At 62.9% G+C, this 16748-nt stretch carries 15 protein-coding genes and 2 pseudogenes; 6 read left to right on the top strand and 11 right to left on the bottom strand.

Translation table 11 applies throughout. The annotated features are described in order from the left end of the window. Positions 1–6: 6 nt before the first annotated feature. The gene (locus tag APH34_RS05285; protein WP_054900136.1) at positions 7–786 is read left to right on the top strand and encodes a helix-turn-helix transcriptional regulator; all 780 of its coding nucleotides are present in this window, start codon (positions 7–9) and stop codon (positions 784–786) included. An 80-nt stretch (positions 787–866) separates the two neighbouring features. Here the strand turns inward: APH34_RS05285 and APH34_RS30265 are convergent. The 5 genes and pseudogenes from APH34_RS30265 to APH34_RS05265 all read right to left on the bottom strand — a co-directional run. Further along, positions 867–1463 (bottom strand): annotated as a pseudogene (locus APH34_RS30265) (methyl-accepting chemotaxis protein); the annotation flags it as partial. A gap of 261 nt (positions 1464–1724) precedes the next feature. Then, a pseudogene (locus APH34_RS30260) lies at positions 1725–2657 on the bottom strand (cache domain-containing protein); the annotation flags it as partial. 335 nt (positions 2658–2992) lie between these two features. After that, positions 2993–3397 (bottom strand): Cu(I)-responsive transcriptional regulator, encoded by a 405-nt coding sequence (gene cueR / locus APH34_RS05275; protein ID WP_054900134.1) that lies wholly within the window; start codon positions 3395–3397, stop codon positions 2993–2995. Next, positions 3394–5793 carry a heavy metal translocating P-type ATPase gene (locus tag APH34_RS05270; RefSeq protein WP_054900133.1) on the bottom strand — a complete coding sequence of 800 codons (2400 nt, stop codon included), beginning with the start codon at positions 5791–5793 and terminating at the stop codon, positions 3394–3396. The genes cueR and APH34_RS05270 overlap by 4 nt, the downstream gene beginning before the upstream one ends. Before the next feature lie 52 nt (positions 5794–5845). Further along, positions 5846–6232, bottom strand: a complete 387-nt coding sequence (locus APH34_RS05265) for a hypothetical protein (protein ID WP_054900132.1) — start codon at positions 6230–6232, stop codon at positions 5846–5848. 146 nt (positions 6233–6378) lie between these two features. On the opposite strand from APH34_RS05265, the gene APH34_RS05260 reads away from it, so the two are divergent. Next, positions 6379–6576: a heavy-metal-associated domain-containing protein gene (locus APH34_RS05260; protein ID WP_054900131.1), complete on the top strand. Its 198-nt coding sequence runs from the start codon at positions 6379–6381 to the stop codon at positions 6574–6576. A gap of 131 nt (positions 6577–6707) precedes the next feature. Beyond that, a complete protein-coding gene (locus APH34_RS05255) occupies positions 6708–7889 on the top strand; it encodes a multidrug effflux MFS transporter (protein ID WP_054900130.1) in 1182 nt (393 codons plus the stop codon). Here the strand turns inward: APH34_RS05255 and APH34_RS29880 are convergent. Continuing rightward, positions 7840–8037: a hypothetical protein gene (locus APH34_RS29880; protein WP_082422727.1), complete on the bottom strand. Its 198-nt coding sequence runs from the start codon at positions 8035–8037 to the stop codon at positions 7840–7842. The two genes, APH34_RS05255 and APH34_RS29880, sit on opposite strands and share 50 nt — an antisense overlap. Before the next feature lie 517 nt (positions 8038–8554). On the opposite strand from APH34_RS29880, the gene APH34_RS05250 reads away from it, so the two are divergent. Then, entirely contained in the window at positions 8555–9262 is a 708-nt protein-coding gene (locus APH34_RS05250; RefSeq protein WP_054900129.1) for a helix-turn-helix transcriptional regulator, read from the top strand. Positions 9263–9281: 19 nt separating this feature from the next. Here the strand turns inward: APH34_RS05250 and APH34_RS05245 are convergent, their stop codons facing one another. From APH34_RS05245 to APH34_RS05225, 5 genes are all read right to left on the bottom strand, one after another. Then, the gene (locus APH34_RS05245) at positions 9282–10229 is read right to left on the bottom strand and encodes an adenosine deaminase (RefSeq protein WP_054900128.1); all 948 of its coding nucleotides are present in this window, start codon (positions 10227–10229) and stop codon (positions 9282–9284) included. Positions 10230–10334: 105 nt separating this feature from the next. Further along, positions 10335–11021 (bottom strand): SDR family oxidoreductase, encoded by a 687-nt coding sequence (locus APH34_RS05240; RefSeq protein WP_054900127.1) that lies wholly within the window; start codon positions 11019–11021, stop codon positions 10335–10337. A gap of 363 nt (positions 11022–11384) precedes the next feature. After that, positions 11385–11969, bottom strand: coding sequence for a YigZ family protein (locus APH34_RS05235; RefSeq protein ID WP_054900126.1), 585 nt, complete (start codon positions 11967–11969; stop codon positions 11385–11387). 9 nt (positions 11970–11978) lie between these two features. After that, the gene (locus tag APH34_RS05230; protein ID WP_054900125.1) at positions 11979–12641 is read right to left on the bottom strand and encodes a TetR/AcrR family transcriptional regulator; all 663 of its coding nucleotides are present in this window, start codon (positions 12639–12641) and stop codon (positions 11979–11981) included. A 90-nt stretch (positions 12642–12731) separates the two neighbouring features. Beyond that, entirely contained in the window at positions 12732–13649 is a 918-nt protein-coding gene (locus APH34_RS05225) for a LysR family transcriptional regulator (RefSeq protein ID WP_054900124.1), read from the bottom strand. Between the two features lie 118 nt (positions 13650–13767). On the opposite strand from APH34_RS05225, the gene APH34_RS05220 reads away from it, so the two are divergent. Continuing rightward, positions 13768–15114: an aspartate aminotransferase family protein gene (locus APH34_RS05220; protein WP_054900123.1), complete on the top strand. Its 1347-nt coding sequence runs from the start codon at positions 13768–13770 to the stop codon at positions 15112–15114. Between the two features lie 73 nt (positions 15115–15187). Then, positions 15188–16681 (top strand): CoA-acylating methylmalonate-semialdehyde dehydrogenase, encoded by a 1494-nt coding sequence (locus APH34_RS05215; RefSeq protein WP_054900122.1) that lies wholly within the window; start codon positions 15188–15190, stop codon positions 16679–16681. The last annotated feature ends 67 nt before the right edge of the window (positions 16682–16748 follow it).

The following is a 16748-nucleotide window of genomic DNA, read 5'->3' as shown; positions in this document are numbered from 1 at the left end:
ACCACCATGCCGAGTATCGGACATCCCCGTGCCATCCCCGCCCTGGACCAGTTACCCAGGCCCGTTTATGCCCGCGCCGAAACCTTGGGTGCGGGCTCCTGGACCACGTGCCACAGCCACGACTGGGTGCAGTTCTCGTATGCGATTTCGGGGGTGCTGGGGGTGTATACCCGGGAGGGCAGCTACTTTGCGCCGCCCCAGTGGGGTGTCTGGATTCCCGCCGATGCCGAACACGAGGTGGTCACGTCGGGGCAGGCGGAAATGCGCAGCCTGTACATTCGCCGCGATGCCTGCCCCTGGGCCTCGGCGCGATGCCGGGTGCTGGAGGTGACGCCCCTGGCGCGCGAGCTGATCAAGCAGTTCTGCCTGTTACCTGCGCATTATCCCGATGGCGACAGTGCCGAAGGGCGCCTGGTCGCGGTGCTGCTCGACCAACTGAGGACACTGCCTGAGGTGGGGTTTTCCCTGCCGCTGCCACGCCACCCTGGGTTGCTGGCACTGTGCAATAGCCTGATCGCCGCGCCGGACCAGGTGCAGACGCTGCAGCAGTGGGCGCTGCAACTGGGGTGTTCGGAGAAAACCCTGATGCGGCTGTTCCAGCGCGAAACTGGGTTGAGTTTCCGCAACTGGCGCCAGCGCATGCGGCTGTTGTCGTCGCTGGCGTTGCTGGAGGCGGGGGAGAGTGTGACCGAGGCGGCACTGGGGTGCGGCTATGACTCGACATCGGCCTATATCGCCGCTTTCAAGCAGCTGTTCGGGTCCACGCCCGGGGAGCTGAGGTTGTAGGTTGGCCTGAACGGGCCCTTACAGGAACATCACAGGCCGGTGGCTTGCGCTGTTCCTGCAGGGCTGGTAGCGGTGGTAGATCAGGTGCGGAAACGCCGCACCAGCGAGTCCAGTTCATTGGACAACCCGGCCAGGCTCTCGGAGTCCTGGCGCGCCGCCTGGGCCAGTTCGGCCACCAGTTGCGCATCGCCGTGAATCTGGCTGATATGGCGGTTGATGTCCTCGGCCACCTGGTGCTGTTCTTCGGCCGCCGTGGCGATCTGCGTGTTCATGTCGCGGATGATGTCCACCGATTCGCGGATCTGGCCGAAGCTGTCGCGCGCCAGGCCGATGCGGCTGACCGACTGTTGCGACACTTCCAGGCTGGCATGCATCTGCTCGGCGACTTCGGCAGTACGGCTGGCCAGGTTGCCCAGCAGGCCGTCGATTTCGGCGGTAGAGTCAGCGGTACGTTTGGCCAAGGCCCGCACTTCGTCGGCGACCACGGCAAAACCGCGGCCCTGTTCGCCCGCCCGCGCAGCCTCGATCGCTGCGTTCAAGGCCAGCAGGTTGGTCTGCTCGGCAATCGAACGGATAGTGCCAAGGATCGACTGGATGGCGTTGCTGTCGCGCTCCAGTTGCTGGATCGACTGCGCCGATTGTTCGATTTCCTGGCTCAGCCGGTCGACACTGTTCACCGCTGCGTCGATCTGTTGCTGGCCTTCACGGGCCTGCTGCTGGCCGCTGTCAGCCGATTGCGCGGCTTGGCTGCAGGAGCGGGCAACTTCGTTGGCGGTGGCGACCATTTCATGGAATGCGGTGGAGACCATGTCCACTGCTTCGCGCTGGCGCCCGGCGGCCTCGGCCATGTCACTGGACACCCGCGTCGAGCTGCTGGAGGTGCTGAGGATCTTGCTGGCGGCCGAGCCGATGTGCTGGATCAGGCTGCGGATAGCGCCGAGGAACTGGTTGAACCAACTGGCCAGTTGCGCGGTTTCGTCGTGGCCGCGTACCTCCAGGTTGCGGGTCAGGTCACCTTCGCCCTGGGCGATGTCTTCCAGGCCGTTGGTCACGCTGTTGATCGGGCGAACGATGAGCTTGGCGAAGGTCGCGCCGACAACCGCGAACAAGGCGGCGAGGGCCAGTGCGATGGTGCCGATCAACCAGGTCAGGCGCATGGTGGTCTGCATCACTTCGCCTTGCTGAATCAGGCCGATGAAGGTCCAGCCGAGCTTCTCGTCAGGGTAAATGTTTGCCATGTAGCGCACGCCACCCAGGTCGACCTCGACCAGGCCTTTGCCTGCCTTGGCCAACTCGGCGTAACCGTCACCGAAGCTGGCCAGCTGTTTGAAGTTGTGGCTGGCGTCACGTGGGTCGACCATCACGTTGCCGTTGTTTTCCATGAGGATCAGGTAGCCGCTTTCGCCCAGTTTTATCTGTTGGACGATTTCGGTCAGGCCCTTGAGCGACACGTCGATGTTGACCACGCCACCCGGGTTGCCGAGCTGGTTGGCCACGGCGCGTACGGTGCTGACCAGCACGGCATCGTCGCCTGCCCAGTAGTAAGGTGCGGTGCGCAGGGTCTTGCCAGGGTTGGCCATGGCCGCCTGGTACCAGGGGCGGGTACGTGGGTCGTAGTTGCTCATGTTCGGGTCGCCTGGCCAGAAGGCGTAGCCGCCGTCCTTCAGGCCGTAGGACACATAGGCGTAATCGGGGTGGCTGTTGGCCAGCCGCGTGAACAGTTCGAACAGCGCCTTGTCCTGGTCGCCTGGAGCGATTTGCGCAGCATAGGCGCTGATGTGTTTCTTGATCTTGTCGTCAGCACCGGTGACTTGCGGCAGGCTGGCCAGGTAGTCGACGTTCTGCGTGATGCCCTGGAAGAACAGGTTCATGGCATTGCTGACCTGGCGAATTTCCCGGCTGCTGCTGTCGAGGAATTCGTCGCGGGCTTCGCCGCGCAGGTTGATGACCACCAGGGTGGCCACGAGGACGATGGGCAAGGCGGCAATCACCGCGAATGCCCAGGTCAGTTTCTGTTTGATGTTCATCGACGCTCCCGGAATTTATTTTTTTACACACGCGAGGCAGGCAGTGACTGCATCGGCAGCGTCCGGGATTTTTTGAGCGCAAATGCCCGTATTTATTGGGCGAAGGCGCATTGGGCGACTATTCGGTCGGCGTTAGGCTAATATGGCATACCAATTAGCTGTCGGGTTGGCCAACTCCGTCAATGGCAGCAGTCCCCGCCATTTGCCAGGTCCTTGAGAATGGGGCAGTCCGGGCGGTCATTGCCCTGGCAGTGGGCAACCAGCTCACTTAAGGTGTCACGCAGGCTGACCAACTCGTCGATGCGCTGGTTCAGCGCATCGATGTGTTGCGTGGCCAGGGCCTTGACGTCGGCACTGGCGCGTTGCCGGTCCTGCCACAGGGTCAAAAGCTTGCCCACTTCTTCCAGGGAAAAGCCCAGGTCGCGCGAGCGCTTGATGAACGCCAGGCTGTGCAGGTCTTGCGGCTGGTACAGGCGGTAGCCGCTGTCGCTGCGGGTGGCCGGCTTGAGCAGGCCGATGGACTCGTAATAGCGGATCATCTTGGTGCTGAGCCCGCTGCGGCGGGCGGCCTGACCGATGTTCATTGGGCCTCCTCAGGGGTGCTGCCGGGTTTCCAGGTTTTCAGCCACAGGGCATTGCTCACCACGCTGACGCTGGACAACGCCATGGCGGCGCCGGCCAGGACGGGGTTGAGGTAGCCCAGCGCGGCAAGGGGGATGCCGACCAGGTTGTAGATGAAGGCCCAGAACAGGTTCTGGCGGATCTTCGCATAGGTCTTGCGGCTGATTTCCAGGGCGGCCGGTACGAGCCGCGGGTCGCCACGCATGAGCGTGATGCCGGCCGCTTGCATGGCCACATCCGTACCGCCGCCCATGGCGATGCCGATATCGGCGGCGGCCAGCGCTGGCGCATCGTTGATGCCGTCACCGACCATCGCCACCACGCCGTTCTTCTTCAGTGCCGCGACGGTGGCTGCCTTGTCGGCCGGCAGCACTTCGGCATGCACATCGTCGATGCCCAGGGCAGTGGCAACGACGTTGGCGCTGCCCCGGTTGTCGCCGGTCAGCAGGTGGCAGCTGATGTGCTGCCCGTGCAAGGCGGTGATGGCCTGCTCAGCCCCGGGCTTGAGGCTGTCGCCGAAAGCGAACAGGCCAAGCACCTGGGGCTGCGGGCCACGCTCGATGAGCCACGACAGGGTGCGGCCTTCGGCTTCCCAGGCCTGTGCCTGGGTGGCCAAACCACCCGGTTGCAGATTGCTTTCTTCGAGCAGGCGGCGGTTGCCCAGTGCCAGCTCACGGCCTTCTACCCGCCCGGCGATGCCACGGCCGGTAAGGGACTGGCTGTCGACCACGGTGGGGACATCCAGGCCTTGCTCGGCGCAAGCATCCAGCACCGCCTTGGCCAAGGGATGCTCACTGCCCCGTTGCAATGCGCCGGCCAGGCGATGCAGCTCGGCAGTGTCACCCACCAAGGTGTCGCTGTGGACCACCCGAGGGCTCCCGGAGGTGAGCGTACCGGTCTTGTCGAACACCACGCGGTTGACCGCATGGGCTCGTTCCAGGGCCTCGGCGTCCTTGATCAGGATGCCATGGCGGGCAGCGACGCCGGTACCGGCCATGATCGCTGCTGGCGTGGCCAGGCCTAAGGCGCAGGGGCAGGCGATCACCAGCACGGCGACGGCGTTGATCAGCGCTGTCTCCAGCGGTGCCCCAGCCAGCCACCAACCCACCAGGGTGAGCAAGGCCAGCACCAGCACGGCAGGCACGAACACCTGGCTGACCCGGTCGACCAGTTTCTGGATGGGGGCCTTGGCCGCCTGGGCGTCTTCGACAAGGCGGATGATACGGGCCAGCACGGTTTCAGTGCCCAGTGCCTGGGTGCGTACCAGCAGTCGGCCTTCGCCGTTGATGGCGCCACCGGTGACACTGTCACCGGGCTGTTTGGGGACGGGCAGGCTCTCGCCGCTGATCAGGGCTTCGTCGGCGTGGCTGCTGCCTTCTTCTACTTCGCCGTCGACCGGGAAGCGTTCGCCGGGCTTTACCAGTACCCGATCACCGAGGCGCAGTTGGGCGATCGCAACCTCTTCCTCGCGCCCCTCGACCACCCTCACCGCACGCTCAGGGCGCAGTGCTTCAAGGGCGCGGATGGCGCTGGCGGTTTGGCGCTTGGCCCGGCTTTCCAGGTATTTGCCCAACAGCACCAGGGCGATGACCACTGCCGAGGCCTCGAAGTACAGGTGTGGCGCCATGCCCGCCGGCGCCTGCGCCCACTGGTACAGGCTCAGGCCATAGCCGGCACTGGTGCCGAGCGCTACCAGCAGGTCCATGTTGCCAGTGCCGGCGCGCACGGCTTTGTAGGCCGCCACGTAGAAGCGTGCGCCCAAGATGAACTGCACCGGCGTGGCCAGCAGGAACTGTGCCCAGGCCGGCAGCATCCAGTGCACGCCGAACGGTTGCACCAGCATCGGCAATACCAGGGGCAAGGCCAGCAGCAGGGCGGCGCCGACGGCCAGGCGTTCGTTGCGCAGTCGGCGCTGGGCGGCCTGCTGATCGTCCTTGGCCGACTGCGGCAGGCTGGCGCTGTAACCGGCCCGCTCGACTGCGTCGATCAGCACGTTGTCATCTAGGGCCAGGAGCACCTCGAGGTGGGCGCGTTCGCTGGCCAGGTTGACGCTGACCTGCTCGACCCCGGGCAATTTACCCAAGGCACGTTCGATGCGACCTGCGCAGCTGGCGCAAGTCATGCCACCGATCTGCAGTTCCACGGTGCGGGTCGGCACGCCATACCCGGCGCCGCGCACGGCGTCGACCAACGCGGGCAGGCTGTCGGCCGGGGCCTGGACCCGGGCCTGTTCGGTGGCCAGGTTGACGCTGACCTGTTCAGCGCCGGTGACCTTGCGCAGGGCGCGCTCGACCCGGCCAGCACAGCTGGCGCAGGTCATGCCGGAAATCGGCAGGTCGAAAGTGGTAGATGCGGGCATGGCGCTCCTCCTTGGACTGGCCTCCAGCATCAACCTTGCCACGAAGGCAAGGTCAATAGCCCAGGCCGGCTCGCTTCAACTCAAGCCCATTGTGGCCCATGGCAATGCGGTATTTGTTGATCTGGCCCGCCTGCAAGGTCAAGCGCGTGCTGCGTTGGTCCTCGATGCCGGCGGCACAGCCGGGCATCTGCCCCGGCAGCAAGCGCAGGCGAACGTCTACCGGGCCGGGTGGCAGGTTGAAGGAGGTCGACTGTTCCTGGAACACGCGCCCGGAAAGCTGGTCGTTGAGGTAGACGCCGATTTCACAGCTGGTGGCCACTTCCAGGCGTTCACGTGAAATGATCAGCACGCTGTAGTCCGAGTTGCCCTCGGCGCTGGCCGGTGGCACTGCGGCCAGTGTGCCCAACAGCCCGACAACGCTCACTGCTGCCCTGAACATGAAGAATCTCCTGCTTGCACAAATCGTCAAAGGCGCAGCTTGGCCGAGGTCCGCGCGGATTTCCACCCCGGCCGTTTCAGACAGAACTTGACCTTGCCCCGATGGCAAGCTTGAAACTGCGCAAAACCCCAAAGGAGGCAATAGCGATGCAAGTGTTCAACGTACAGGGCATGACCTGTGGCCATTGCGTGAAGGCTGTAACCCGCGCGTTGCATGAGCAGGATGCGCAGGCGCAGGTGGACGTCGACCTGGCTGCCAGGCAGGTGCGCGTACAGAGCAGCCTGGCGGTGGAGCAGGTACTGGCTGCCCTCCGTGAGGAAGGTTACCAGGCCGAGGTTGCCTGACGCAGGCACGGGCCGCCCTTGCGGCCCACTCGCGCAGCCATGATGCGGCTGTTTTGTTGCAAAGGTTTTCATGCTGATGGCGTCCACTGCAGGTAGACTTACGCACTTGCTTAGCCTGCTATGGATTCCTGATGAACCTGCGAATGGTGCTGATCCTGGGCGCATTGAGTGCGTTCGGGCCGCTGGCGATTGACTTTTACCTGCCCGCCTTCCCGGCCATGGCGCAGGCATTCGCCACCGATGAAAAACATGTCCAGGCCACCTTGGCCGCCTACTTTCTGGGCCTCTCGCTGGGGCAGTTGGCATACGGGCCAATGGCGGACCGCTTCGGCCGGCGTAAACCGCTGCTGTTCGGGGTGGCGCTGTTCACCCTGGCGTCATTGGCATGCGCCTATGCGCCTAACCTCGACACGCTGATCCTGGCGCGCTTTGTTCAGGCATTGGGCGGCTGTGCGGGCATGGTGCTGTCGCGGGCCATCGTCAGCGATAAATGCGACCCGGTGGCGTCGGCCAAAGTGTTCTCGCAACTGATGCTGGTGATGGGGTTGGCGCCGATCCTTGCACCAATGCTCGGCGGTGTGCTGGTGAACCTGGCCGGGTGGCAGTCGATTTTCCTCGCGCTGAGCCTGTTCAGTGCGGCGTGCCTGCTGGCTGTTGGCCTGGGGTTGCCCGAGAGCCTGCCCGCGCACATGCCACGGCCACCGTTGTCGGGGGCTCTGCGCCAATACCTGCGGCTGTTTGCCGATCGGGTATTCGTCGGCCATGCGCTGACAGGCGGCATCGCTATCGCGGGGATGTTTGCCTACATCGCCGGTTCGCCTTTCGTGTTTATCAAGCTCTATGGCGTACCTGCGGAACACTATGGCTGGCTGTTCGGTACCAATGCGGCGGGCTTCATTCTGGTGGCGCAGATCAATGCGCGGCTGCTGGCCAAGCGCGGCCCGGCGTTCCTGCTGGTGCGGGCGGTCTGGCTCTACCTGGCGGCGGGGTTGGTATTGCTGGGGGTCGCGGCACTACGGCCGACGCAGTTGTGGCCACTGCTGGTACCGCTGTTCGTCTGCATCGCCAGCCTGGGTTGCATCATCCCCAATGCTGCGGCCTGCGCCATGAGTGGCCAGGGCGCACGGGCGGGCAGTGCATCGGCATTGATGGGCTGCCTGCAGTTCAGCGTCGCCGCCGGTGCGGCAGCCTTGGTCGGCTTGCTGCACGATGGCAGCGCGGTGCCCATGACGCTGGTGATCAGCCTGTGCGGCACACTGGTCGTCAGTGTCGCACTGCTGACCCGGCGTCTGCAGGCCACGCGTCCGGCATGAGCGGGTGAGGGGCTTGCAGGCGAGTTTCCAGGGTGGCGACGAAGGCACGCGCTTCGGCCTCGCTGCGGAAACTCACCACATGCTGATCGAGCCTTACCTGCCAGGGGCAGTTAGGGTTGCGGTCGGACGTACTGACGACAATCTTCATCGCGGCATGCCTCCGATTACGGGTGAGAGCGGATCAAGTGTAGCGCTATAGCCACCCAACGCCATGGTCCGTATGAGTCGCCTGACTGGCGGTCAGGACAACGCCGTGCGACCGGTCGGAAGTTTCCAGATGCACACGCCACGCATGTCGAAGCTTCGCTTTAGTTTGCGCTATTTGGGGAACGTGTCTGTCAGCAGAGTCTCTCGCCTTGTTGGGCCATCTTTCCTCCTGCGCTGTTGCTTCCCCTCTGGGCTGCGGCCTTGTGTAAATCCCGCCAGGCAGAGTGCGCGTTACCGACCCGAATAATTCGCGCAAGGGTCACCCTACCCAGCCCCTTGGCCTTTTTATGCGGTGAGCAGAGGTACCGAACAGCGCGCGTGCGCGGCTTATACTGGCCCAGGTGTCAGCGGTTCCAAGGCGGTTGCTTGTCGCGGGCCGGCAGCGGCTGGGTGGTGATCGGTGTTGCCAAGGTTGGCTATTGGAAATCAGATGTGATCTTGCAGGGAGTTAGAGGGACATGAATGCAGTCAGCAGTATCAGTCAGATTGCCGGCCTGATGGCCGACCCCAAGCGCAGTGCGATGTTGTGGGCCCTGATCGATGGCACGCCGCGGCCTACCGATGAATTGGCGATGATAACCGGCTTGACCTCATCTTCTGCCTGCGCCCACTTGTCACTGCTGTCCTCGGCAGGCCTGCTCAGGCTCGAGGCACGCGGGCGCAAGCGCTACTTCAGGTTGGCCACCCCCCAAGTCGGTGCGGCCGTCGAAGCCCTGGCCAGCGTGCAGCTTGGCAGTGATGCAATACAGCGGCCGGCGCCATTACAGATGCCGATGTCCATGCGCAGGGCCCGTCGTTGTGGCGAACACCTGGGCGGCGAGCTGGCCAGTGAGCTTTATCATCGCCTGGTGGCGGCGGGGTGGCTCGAGGGCTACGAGGGCCGGTTGATGGTCACTGAACAGGGCCGTAGACAGTTGGCGAGCATAGGCGTCTACATCGATGCGTTGGCACCACAGCAACAGCGGGGCTGCGTGATCTGCCATTGCAGCGAGTGGAGTGATCAAGGGCCGCACCTTGGCGGTAGCCTCGGGCAGGCATTGCTCAAACTGTTCCTGCAGTCGGGGTGGATACGCGAGTCGGAAGGGACGCGAGCGCTGCAGATATCGGCCGAAGGCGTTCAGCAGATCAACCGCATCGCCCGCGTCGAAGCGTTGCAGGTCGGGTGACTGCAACGCTGTGTAACGGTCAGACCAAGCGTGCGTCCAGGCTGTTCTGTGCCAGCCGGCGAGCCTGGTCTTCGGTCATGCCCAGGTGGGTGTGCAAGGCATGGAAGTTCTCTGTGACGTAACCGCCGAAGTAGGCCGGGTCGTCCGAGTTCACCGTCACCTTCACGCCGCGCTCGAGCATCTCGAGAATGTTGTGCTGGCTCATGTGATCGAACACACACAGCTTGGTGTTCGACAGCGGGCAGACCGTGAGGGGGATCTGCTCGTCGATGATGCGCTGCATCAGGCGTTCGTCTTCGATGGCGCGTACCCCATGGTCGATGCGCTTGATCTTCAACAGGTCGAGCGCTTCCCAGATGTACTCGGGCGGGCCTTCTTCACCGGCATGGGCCACCGCTACGAAGCCTTCGCTGCGGGCGCGGTCGAAGACGCGCTGGAACTTGCTCGGCGGGTGGCCTTGCTCGGAGCTGTCCAGGCCCACGGCAATGAACGCTTCACGGAAAGGCAGGGCCTGGTCGAGGGTTTTATGCGCTTCGTCTTCGCTCAGGTGACGCAGGAAGCTCAGGATCAGGCCGCTGCTGATACCCAGTTGCTCGCGACCATCCTTGAGCGCCTGGTCGATACCGTTGAGCACCACTTCGAACGGGATGCCGCGATCGGTGTGGGTCTGCGGATCGAAGAACGGTTCGGTATGAATCACATTCTGGGCCTTGCAGCGTTGCAGATAGGCCCAGGTCAGGTCGTAGAAGTCCTGCTCGGTGCGCAGCACGTCCGCGCCCTGGTAATAGAGGTCGAGGAACTCTTGAAGGTTGTTGAAGGCATAGGCGCTGCGCAGGGTTTCCACGTCGTTCCAGGGCAGGGCGATCTTGTTGCGCTCGGCCAGGGCGAACAACAGCTCGGGCTCAAGCGAGCCTTCGAGGTGCAGGTGCAGTTCAGCCTTGGGCAGGGCGTTCAACCATTCATACATAAGGGATGTTCTCAAATCAGGTACGGTTGGCGGCATTCTACAGGGCATGACCTGGCATTGCGTCCGGCCTGGCCCTGCATTGCCCCCACCAGTGATCGGATTCACTCACCAGATCAGAGCGTCGCCTTTGTAGTTGATGAAGCGCAGGCCGCCTTTGCCGCTCTGTGCCTTGATCTGCTCGAGCATGCCATGGGTGCTGGTGGCTACATCGATTTCTGCATTTTCACCGCCCATGTCGGTCTTCACCCAGCCAGGGTGCAGTGCCAGTACGCACAGGTCAGGGCGTTGCAGGTCGACCACGAAGCTGTTGATCATCGAGTTCAAGGCTGCTTTGCTGGCTTTGTACAGGCAGATTTCGCCACCGTCGGGAATGGTTACGCTGCCTAGGATCGAGCTCATGAATGCCAGCACGCCGCTGCCCTCACGTACTTGGCCGACCAGGCGGCGAGCGACGCGGATGGGCGCTACGGCGTTGGTCATGAACAGGTCAGCCACTTCGCTGGGCTTTACGCTTTCCAGGTCCTGCGGCAGGGGGCCCATGACACCGGCATTGATGAACACCAGGTCGAATACCTCGCCGTGCAGGCGCTGTTTCAAGCCATCGAGCTGGGCGGTGTCGTTCATCTCCAGCTGTTCGATGCGTACGCCGGGCACAGCGTGGAGTGCCCCGGGTTTGCTGGGGTCGCGTACGGTGGCGGTGACGTTCCAGCCGTCTTCGTGCAGACGCTCCACCAAGCCCAGGCCCAAGCCGCGGGAGGCACCGATGATGAGGGCAGTTCTCGAAGTAGCCATAGCCACATTCCTTTAACGCGACAGGGAAGAGGAAGTGAGCATACTGCAGAGTCGCTTTGTACGCCCGTGTTAAGGGTGGTTAAAAAATGATCACCTGCTCAAGGCCTTGTGCGGCCGGGCGCTTCGGCTGTTGGCTAACGGGTTATCCACAGGCTGTTCCACAGTAAATGTGCGCAAGCAGCGCTGAAACAGGACAGGAACGCACGGTGGTTGGGGATAACTGTCAGGGACTTCGCTGCCCGCGGCTGTCATCAAACACTGATCAAAATATGTTCAATGGTCTGCGGGCCTTGATGCCTATGGGCTGCAGCAGAGTGCCCCAAGCTTATCCACAGGCAGGCCCACAGTTGTTGTGAGCAAAGATCAGCGTGTTTCGAGGAAGATCCGCCCGCGGCTAAGGTCTGCCAGCTGCTGTTGCAGCATGGGCACCTGCGCATCGCCTACTGCGAGTTGCAGGTCGACACCGTTGGCGGTGAACTGCTCGTCCAGCACCAGACCATCGGCCTCGGCCAGGCGCAATTTCACCAAGGCCAGCTCGCTGAACGTACAACTGCAGGTGAATTGGCTGCGTTGTACCAACAGCCTTTTCGGCGCCTGTTGCAGGCATTTGTTGGCGCCGCCGCCATAGGCGCGGGCCAGGCCACCGGTGCCCAACTGAATACCACCATACCAGCGGATCACCAGTACCACGACCTGGTCGCAGTCCTGGGCCTCGATGGCCGCCAGGATCGGCCGACCGGCCGTGCCTCCGGGTTCGCCGTCATCGCTGCTGCGGTACTGTGCACCGAGCTTCCAGGCCCAGCAGTTGTGGGTGGCGGCCAGGTCGCTGTGGCGCTCGATGAAACTCATCGCCTCGGCGGCGCTGGAAATCGGGCCCGCGAGGGTGATGAAACGGCTCTTGCGGATTTCCTCGCGAAACTCGCAGAGGTCGAGCAGGGTAGATGGCATATAGAAAAGTCAGGCGCTCGGCGTGATGCCGCAGCCCTTGAGAATGATGTGGATAAGGTTGCTGCTGGCGTCTTCCATGTCTTGCTTGGTCAGGCGGCTGCGGCCTGTGACCTGGCAGATCTGGGTGGCGAAGTCGGCATAGTGCTGGGTGCTGCCCCACAGCAGGAAGATCAGGTGTACCGGGTCGACCGGGTCCATCTTCCCCGCCTCGATCCAGGCCTGGAACACCGCAGCCCGGCCGCGGAACCACTCGCGATAGTCGGCACTGAAGTATTCGGTCAGGCAATTGCCGCCGCTGATCACCTCCATCGCGAAGATCCGTGAAGCCTGTGGGTTGCGGCGGGAGAACTCCATTTTGGTGCGGATGTACTGGCTCAGCGCCGCCGCCGGGTCGTCCTCGACGCTCAAGGCGTTGAAGGTGCTATCCCACAGCTCGATGATGTTGCTCAGTACAGCGATATACAGGCCGAGTTTGTTGGTGAAGTAGTAATGCAGGTTGGCCTTGGGCAAGCCGGCCTTCAGCGCGATGGTGTTCATGCTGGTGCCCTTGAACCCATGGCGAGCGAATTCGTCCTCGGCGGCCTGGATGATGGCCTGTTCGTTCTTCTGGCGGATGCGGCCGGCGGGCTTGCCCGAGGCGGAAAGGCGATGCGCAGGGACTTCTAGGGTCATGGACGATTCCGAACAGGTCTGTGGCAACGGATGTCGGACAAGATTACCTTCCTGTGCACAAGTGACAAGCATTAGCGTCAGAAGCAGGCATCAGCGTGTCGCTGCCAGGCTTTCGAGAAAACTTTCCAGCACCAGGTTCGGCCGCCGTCCTTTACGTGTTACCCAGCTCAGGCTCAGGTCATAGAAGCGCTGCGCAGGTTTGAGCGCGCGCAGGCGGCCCTGCTGGACCCAGAAGGTTGCGTAGTGGTCGGGCAGGTAGCCGATGTAGCGGCCGGTGAGGATCAAGAACGCCATGCCTTCACGGTCGGAGGCGCTGGCGGTGCAGTTCAGCGCCTGGTAATGGGCCTGGATATCGGCAGGCAAGCGGAAGGTCGGGGCGATCGCTTCCTGGCCGTTGAGGCGCACATCGTCGATCTGCTGGTCGTCTGCGTAGAACAGTGGGTGGCCGACGGCGCAGTACAGCAGCGAACGTTCACTGTACAACGGCTGGTATTCAAGGCCGGAGAGCGGGCTGGTCTGGGGCACCACGCCGACATGCAGGCTACCGTCGAGCACGCCCTGCTCAACCTGGCTTGGCGCGATCATGCGGATCTGGATGCGCACATCCGGCCCGCGGTCCTTGAGCTCGGCCAGGGCATGGGTGATGCGCATGTGCGGCAGGGTCACCAGGTTATCGGTAAGGCCGATGTTCAGCTCGCCACGAAGGTGCTGGTGCAGGCCGTTGACTTCGGTACGGAAGGTTTCCAATGCACTGAGCAGCTGCAGCGCCGAATGGTAGACCTCGCGCCCTTCCTCTGTGAGCGAGAAACCTGCGCGGCCCCGCTGGCACAGGCGCAGGCCGAGGCGTTGCTCAAGGTCGTTCATTTGCTGGCTGATGGCCGAGCGGCCAATACCCAGCACGTTCTCAGCGGCGGAGAAGCCACCGCATTCGACTACGCTGCGGTAAATTTTCAGCAGGCGAATGTCGAAATCGCTGACTTGTGCGAGGGGGTCGGGGCGTCGGCTCATATGTTTAGTCTTGCGCTAACTGAAGATTAGAAATGTAGGCTTTTTCAGACTTTATCCCCGTGCGAATTTAGCTGCAACAACATCCATCGTTGCCTAATCGTCTTCCGAGGAACCGCCGATGAACATGCCCGAAACCGCTCCCTCCGGTATTGCCAGCCAGCTCAAGCTGGATGCCCACTGGATGCCTTATACCGCCAACCGCAACTTCCACCGCGACCCGCGCCTGATCGTGGCGGCGCAAGGCAACTACCTGGTGGATGACAAGGGGCGCAAGATCTTCGACGCCCTGTCTGGCCTGTGGACCTGCGGCGCCGGGCATACCCGCAAGGAAATCACCGAGGCGGTCGCCCGCCAGGTCGGTACCCTGGACTACTCCCCGGCGTTCCAGTTCGGCCATCCACTGTCGTTCCAGCTGGCCGAGAAAATTGCCGAGCTGACCCCTGGCGACCTGAACCATGTCTTCTATACCAACTCCGGTTCCGAGTGCGCCGACACCGCGCTGAAGATGGTCCGCGCTTACTGGCGCCTGAAAGGGCAGGCCACCAAGACCAAGATCATCGGCCGCGCCCGTGGCTACCACGGGGTGAACATCGCCGGTACCAGCCTGGGGGGCGTAAACGGCAACCGCAAGATGTTTGGCCAGTTGCTGGATGTCGACCACCTGCCTCACACCGTGCTGCCGGTCAACGCCTACTCCAAGGGCATGCCGGAGGAGGGCGGTATCGCCCTGGCCGACGAAATGCTCAAGCTGATCGAGCTGCATGATGCCTCGAACATCGCTGCGGTAATCGTCGAGCCGCTGGCGGGCTCGGCAGGTGTACTGCCTCCGCCCAAGGGCTACCTCAAGCGCCTGCGCGAGATTTGCACCCAGCACAACATCCTGCTGATCTTCGATGAAGTGATCACCGGTTTCGGCCGCATGGGCGCCATGACCGGTGCCGAGGCCTTCGGCGTGACCCCGGACCTGATGTGCATCGCCAAGCAGGTAACCAACGGGGCCATCCCGATGGGCGCGGTGATCGCCAGCAGCGAGATCTACCAGACCTTCATGAACCAGCCGACGCCTGAGTACGCCGTGGAATTCCCACATGGCTATACCTATTCGGCTCACCCGGTCGCCTGCGCTGCCGGTATCGCGGCCCTGGACCTGCTGCAGAAAGAAAACCTGGTGCAGTCGGCTGCCGAACTGGCGCCGCACTTCGAGAAGTTGCTGCACGGTGTGAAAGGCACCAAGAACATTGTCGATATCCGCAACTACGGCCTGGCTGGCGCGATCCAGATCGCAGCCCGTGATGGTGATGCCATCGTTCGCCCGTATGAGGCGGCGATGAAGTTGTGGCAAGCCGGCTTCTATGTGCGCTTCGGTGGCGACACCCTGCAGTTCGGCCCAACGTTCAATACCACGCCGCAAGAACTGGACCGACTGTTCGACGCGGTGGGTGAGGCGCTGAACAAGATCGACTGATCTTTGCGATTTTGACGTAAGGCGCGTGACCTGATCGCGCGTCTGCATCTACCTTCTTTATCTGGAGTTTTGCATGAGCATTGTTCAGCACCTGATTCACGGTGAGCTGGTTACCAAGGGCGAGCGCACCGCCGATGTCTTCAACCCGTCCACTGGCCAGGCGGTACGCAAGGTCGAGCTGGCCAGCCGCGCCACCGTGCAGGAAGCGATCGATTCCGCCAAGGCTGCATTCCCGGCCTGGCGCAACACCCCACCGGCCAAGCGCGCCCAGGTGATGTTCCGTTTCAAGCAGCTGCTGGAACAGAACGAAGCGCGTATCTCGCAGATGATCAGCGAGGAGCATGGCAAGACCCTGGAAGACGCCGCGGGTGAACTGAAGCGTGGCATCGAGAACGTCGAGTTCGCGTGTGCCGCGCCTGAAGTGCTCAAAGGTGAGTACAGCCGCAACGTTGGCCCGAACATCGATGCCTGGTCCGATTTCCAGCCGCTGGGCGTGGTGGCCGGTATCACTCCGTTCAACTTCCCGGCCATGGTCCCTCTGTGGATGTACCCGCTGGCCATTGCCTGTGGTAACGCCTTTATCCTGAAACCGTCCGAGCGCGACCCTAGCTCGACATTGTTCATCGCCCAGCTGTTGCTCGAAGCCGGCCTGCCGAAGGGTATCCTCAATGTGGTGCACGGCGACAAGGAAGCCGTGGACGCGCTGATCGAGGCGCCGGAGGTGAAGGCGTTGAGCTTCGTCGGCTCGACGCCGATTGCCGAGTACATCTATGCCGAGGGCACCAAGCGCGGCAAGCGTGTGCAGGCCCTGGGCGGCGCGAAGAACCATGCGGTGCTGATGCCTGACGCCGACCTGGACAATGCCGTGAGTGCACTGATGGGCGCGGCCTACGGTTCGTGCGGTGAGCGTTGCATGGCCATTTCGGTGGCGGTGTGTGTGGGTGACCAGGTCGCCGATGCACTGATCGCCAAGCTGGAGCCGCAGATCAAGGCGCTGAAAATTGGTGCCGGGACCTCTTGTGGCCTGGACATGGGGCCGCTGGTCACTGCCGCTGCGCGGGACAAGGTCGTCGGTTATATCGACGACGGTGTTGCTGCGGGCGCGAAGCTGGTGGTGGATGGGCGCGGCTTCCGTGTCGCGGGTAATGAAGATGGTTACTTCGTGGGCGGCACCTTGTTCGACAAGGTGACCCCTGAGATGCGCATCTATAAAGAAGAAATCTTCGGCCCTGTTCTGTGCATTGTGCGCGTGAATAGCCTGGAGCAGGCCATGCAACTGATCAACGATCACGAGTATGGCAACGGCACTTGTATCTTCACCCGCGATGGCGAGGCCGCCCGCCTGTTCTGTGACGAAATCGAAGTGGGCATGGTAGGCGTCAACGTACCGCTGCCGGTACCGGTGGCGTACCACAGCTTTGGTGGTTGGAAGCGCTCGCTGTTTGGTGACCTGCATGCGTATGGCCCGGATGGGGTGCGGTTCTATACCCGTCGCAAGGCGATCACGCAGCGCTGGCCGCAGCGTGCGAGCCATGAGGCATCGCAGTTTGCATTCCCTAGCCTTTAAGGCGTGAGGCGAAAGCGGGGAGGCCGGTAGGCCTCCCCGCTTTGTTTTGCAGCAATATTAAGGTTTA

Origin of the sequence: Pseudomonas sp. NBRC 111131 (genome assembly GCF_001320525.1) — a bacterium.
Classification (GTDB): domain Bacteria; phylum Pseudomonadota; class Gammaproteobacteria; order Pseudomonadales; family Pseudomonadaceae; genus Aquipseudomonas; species Aquipseudomonas ceruminis.
The sequence above is the reverse complement of the archived record's forward strand: the minus strand, read 5'-3'. Positions and strand labels throughout refer to the sequence as shown.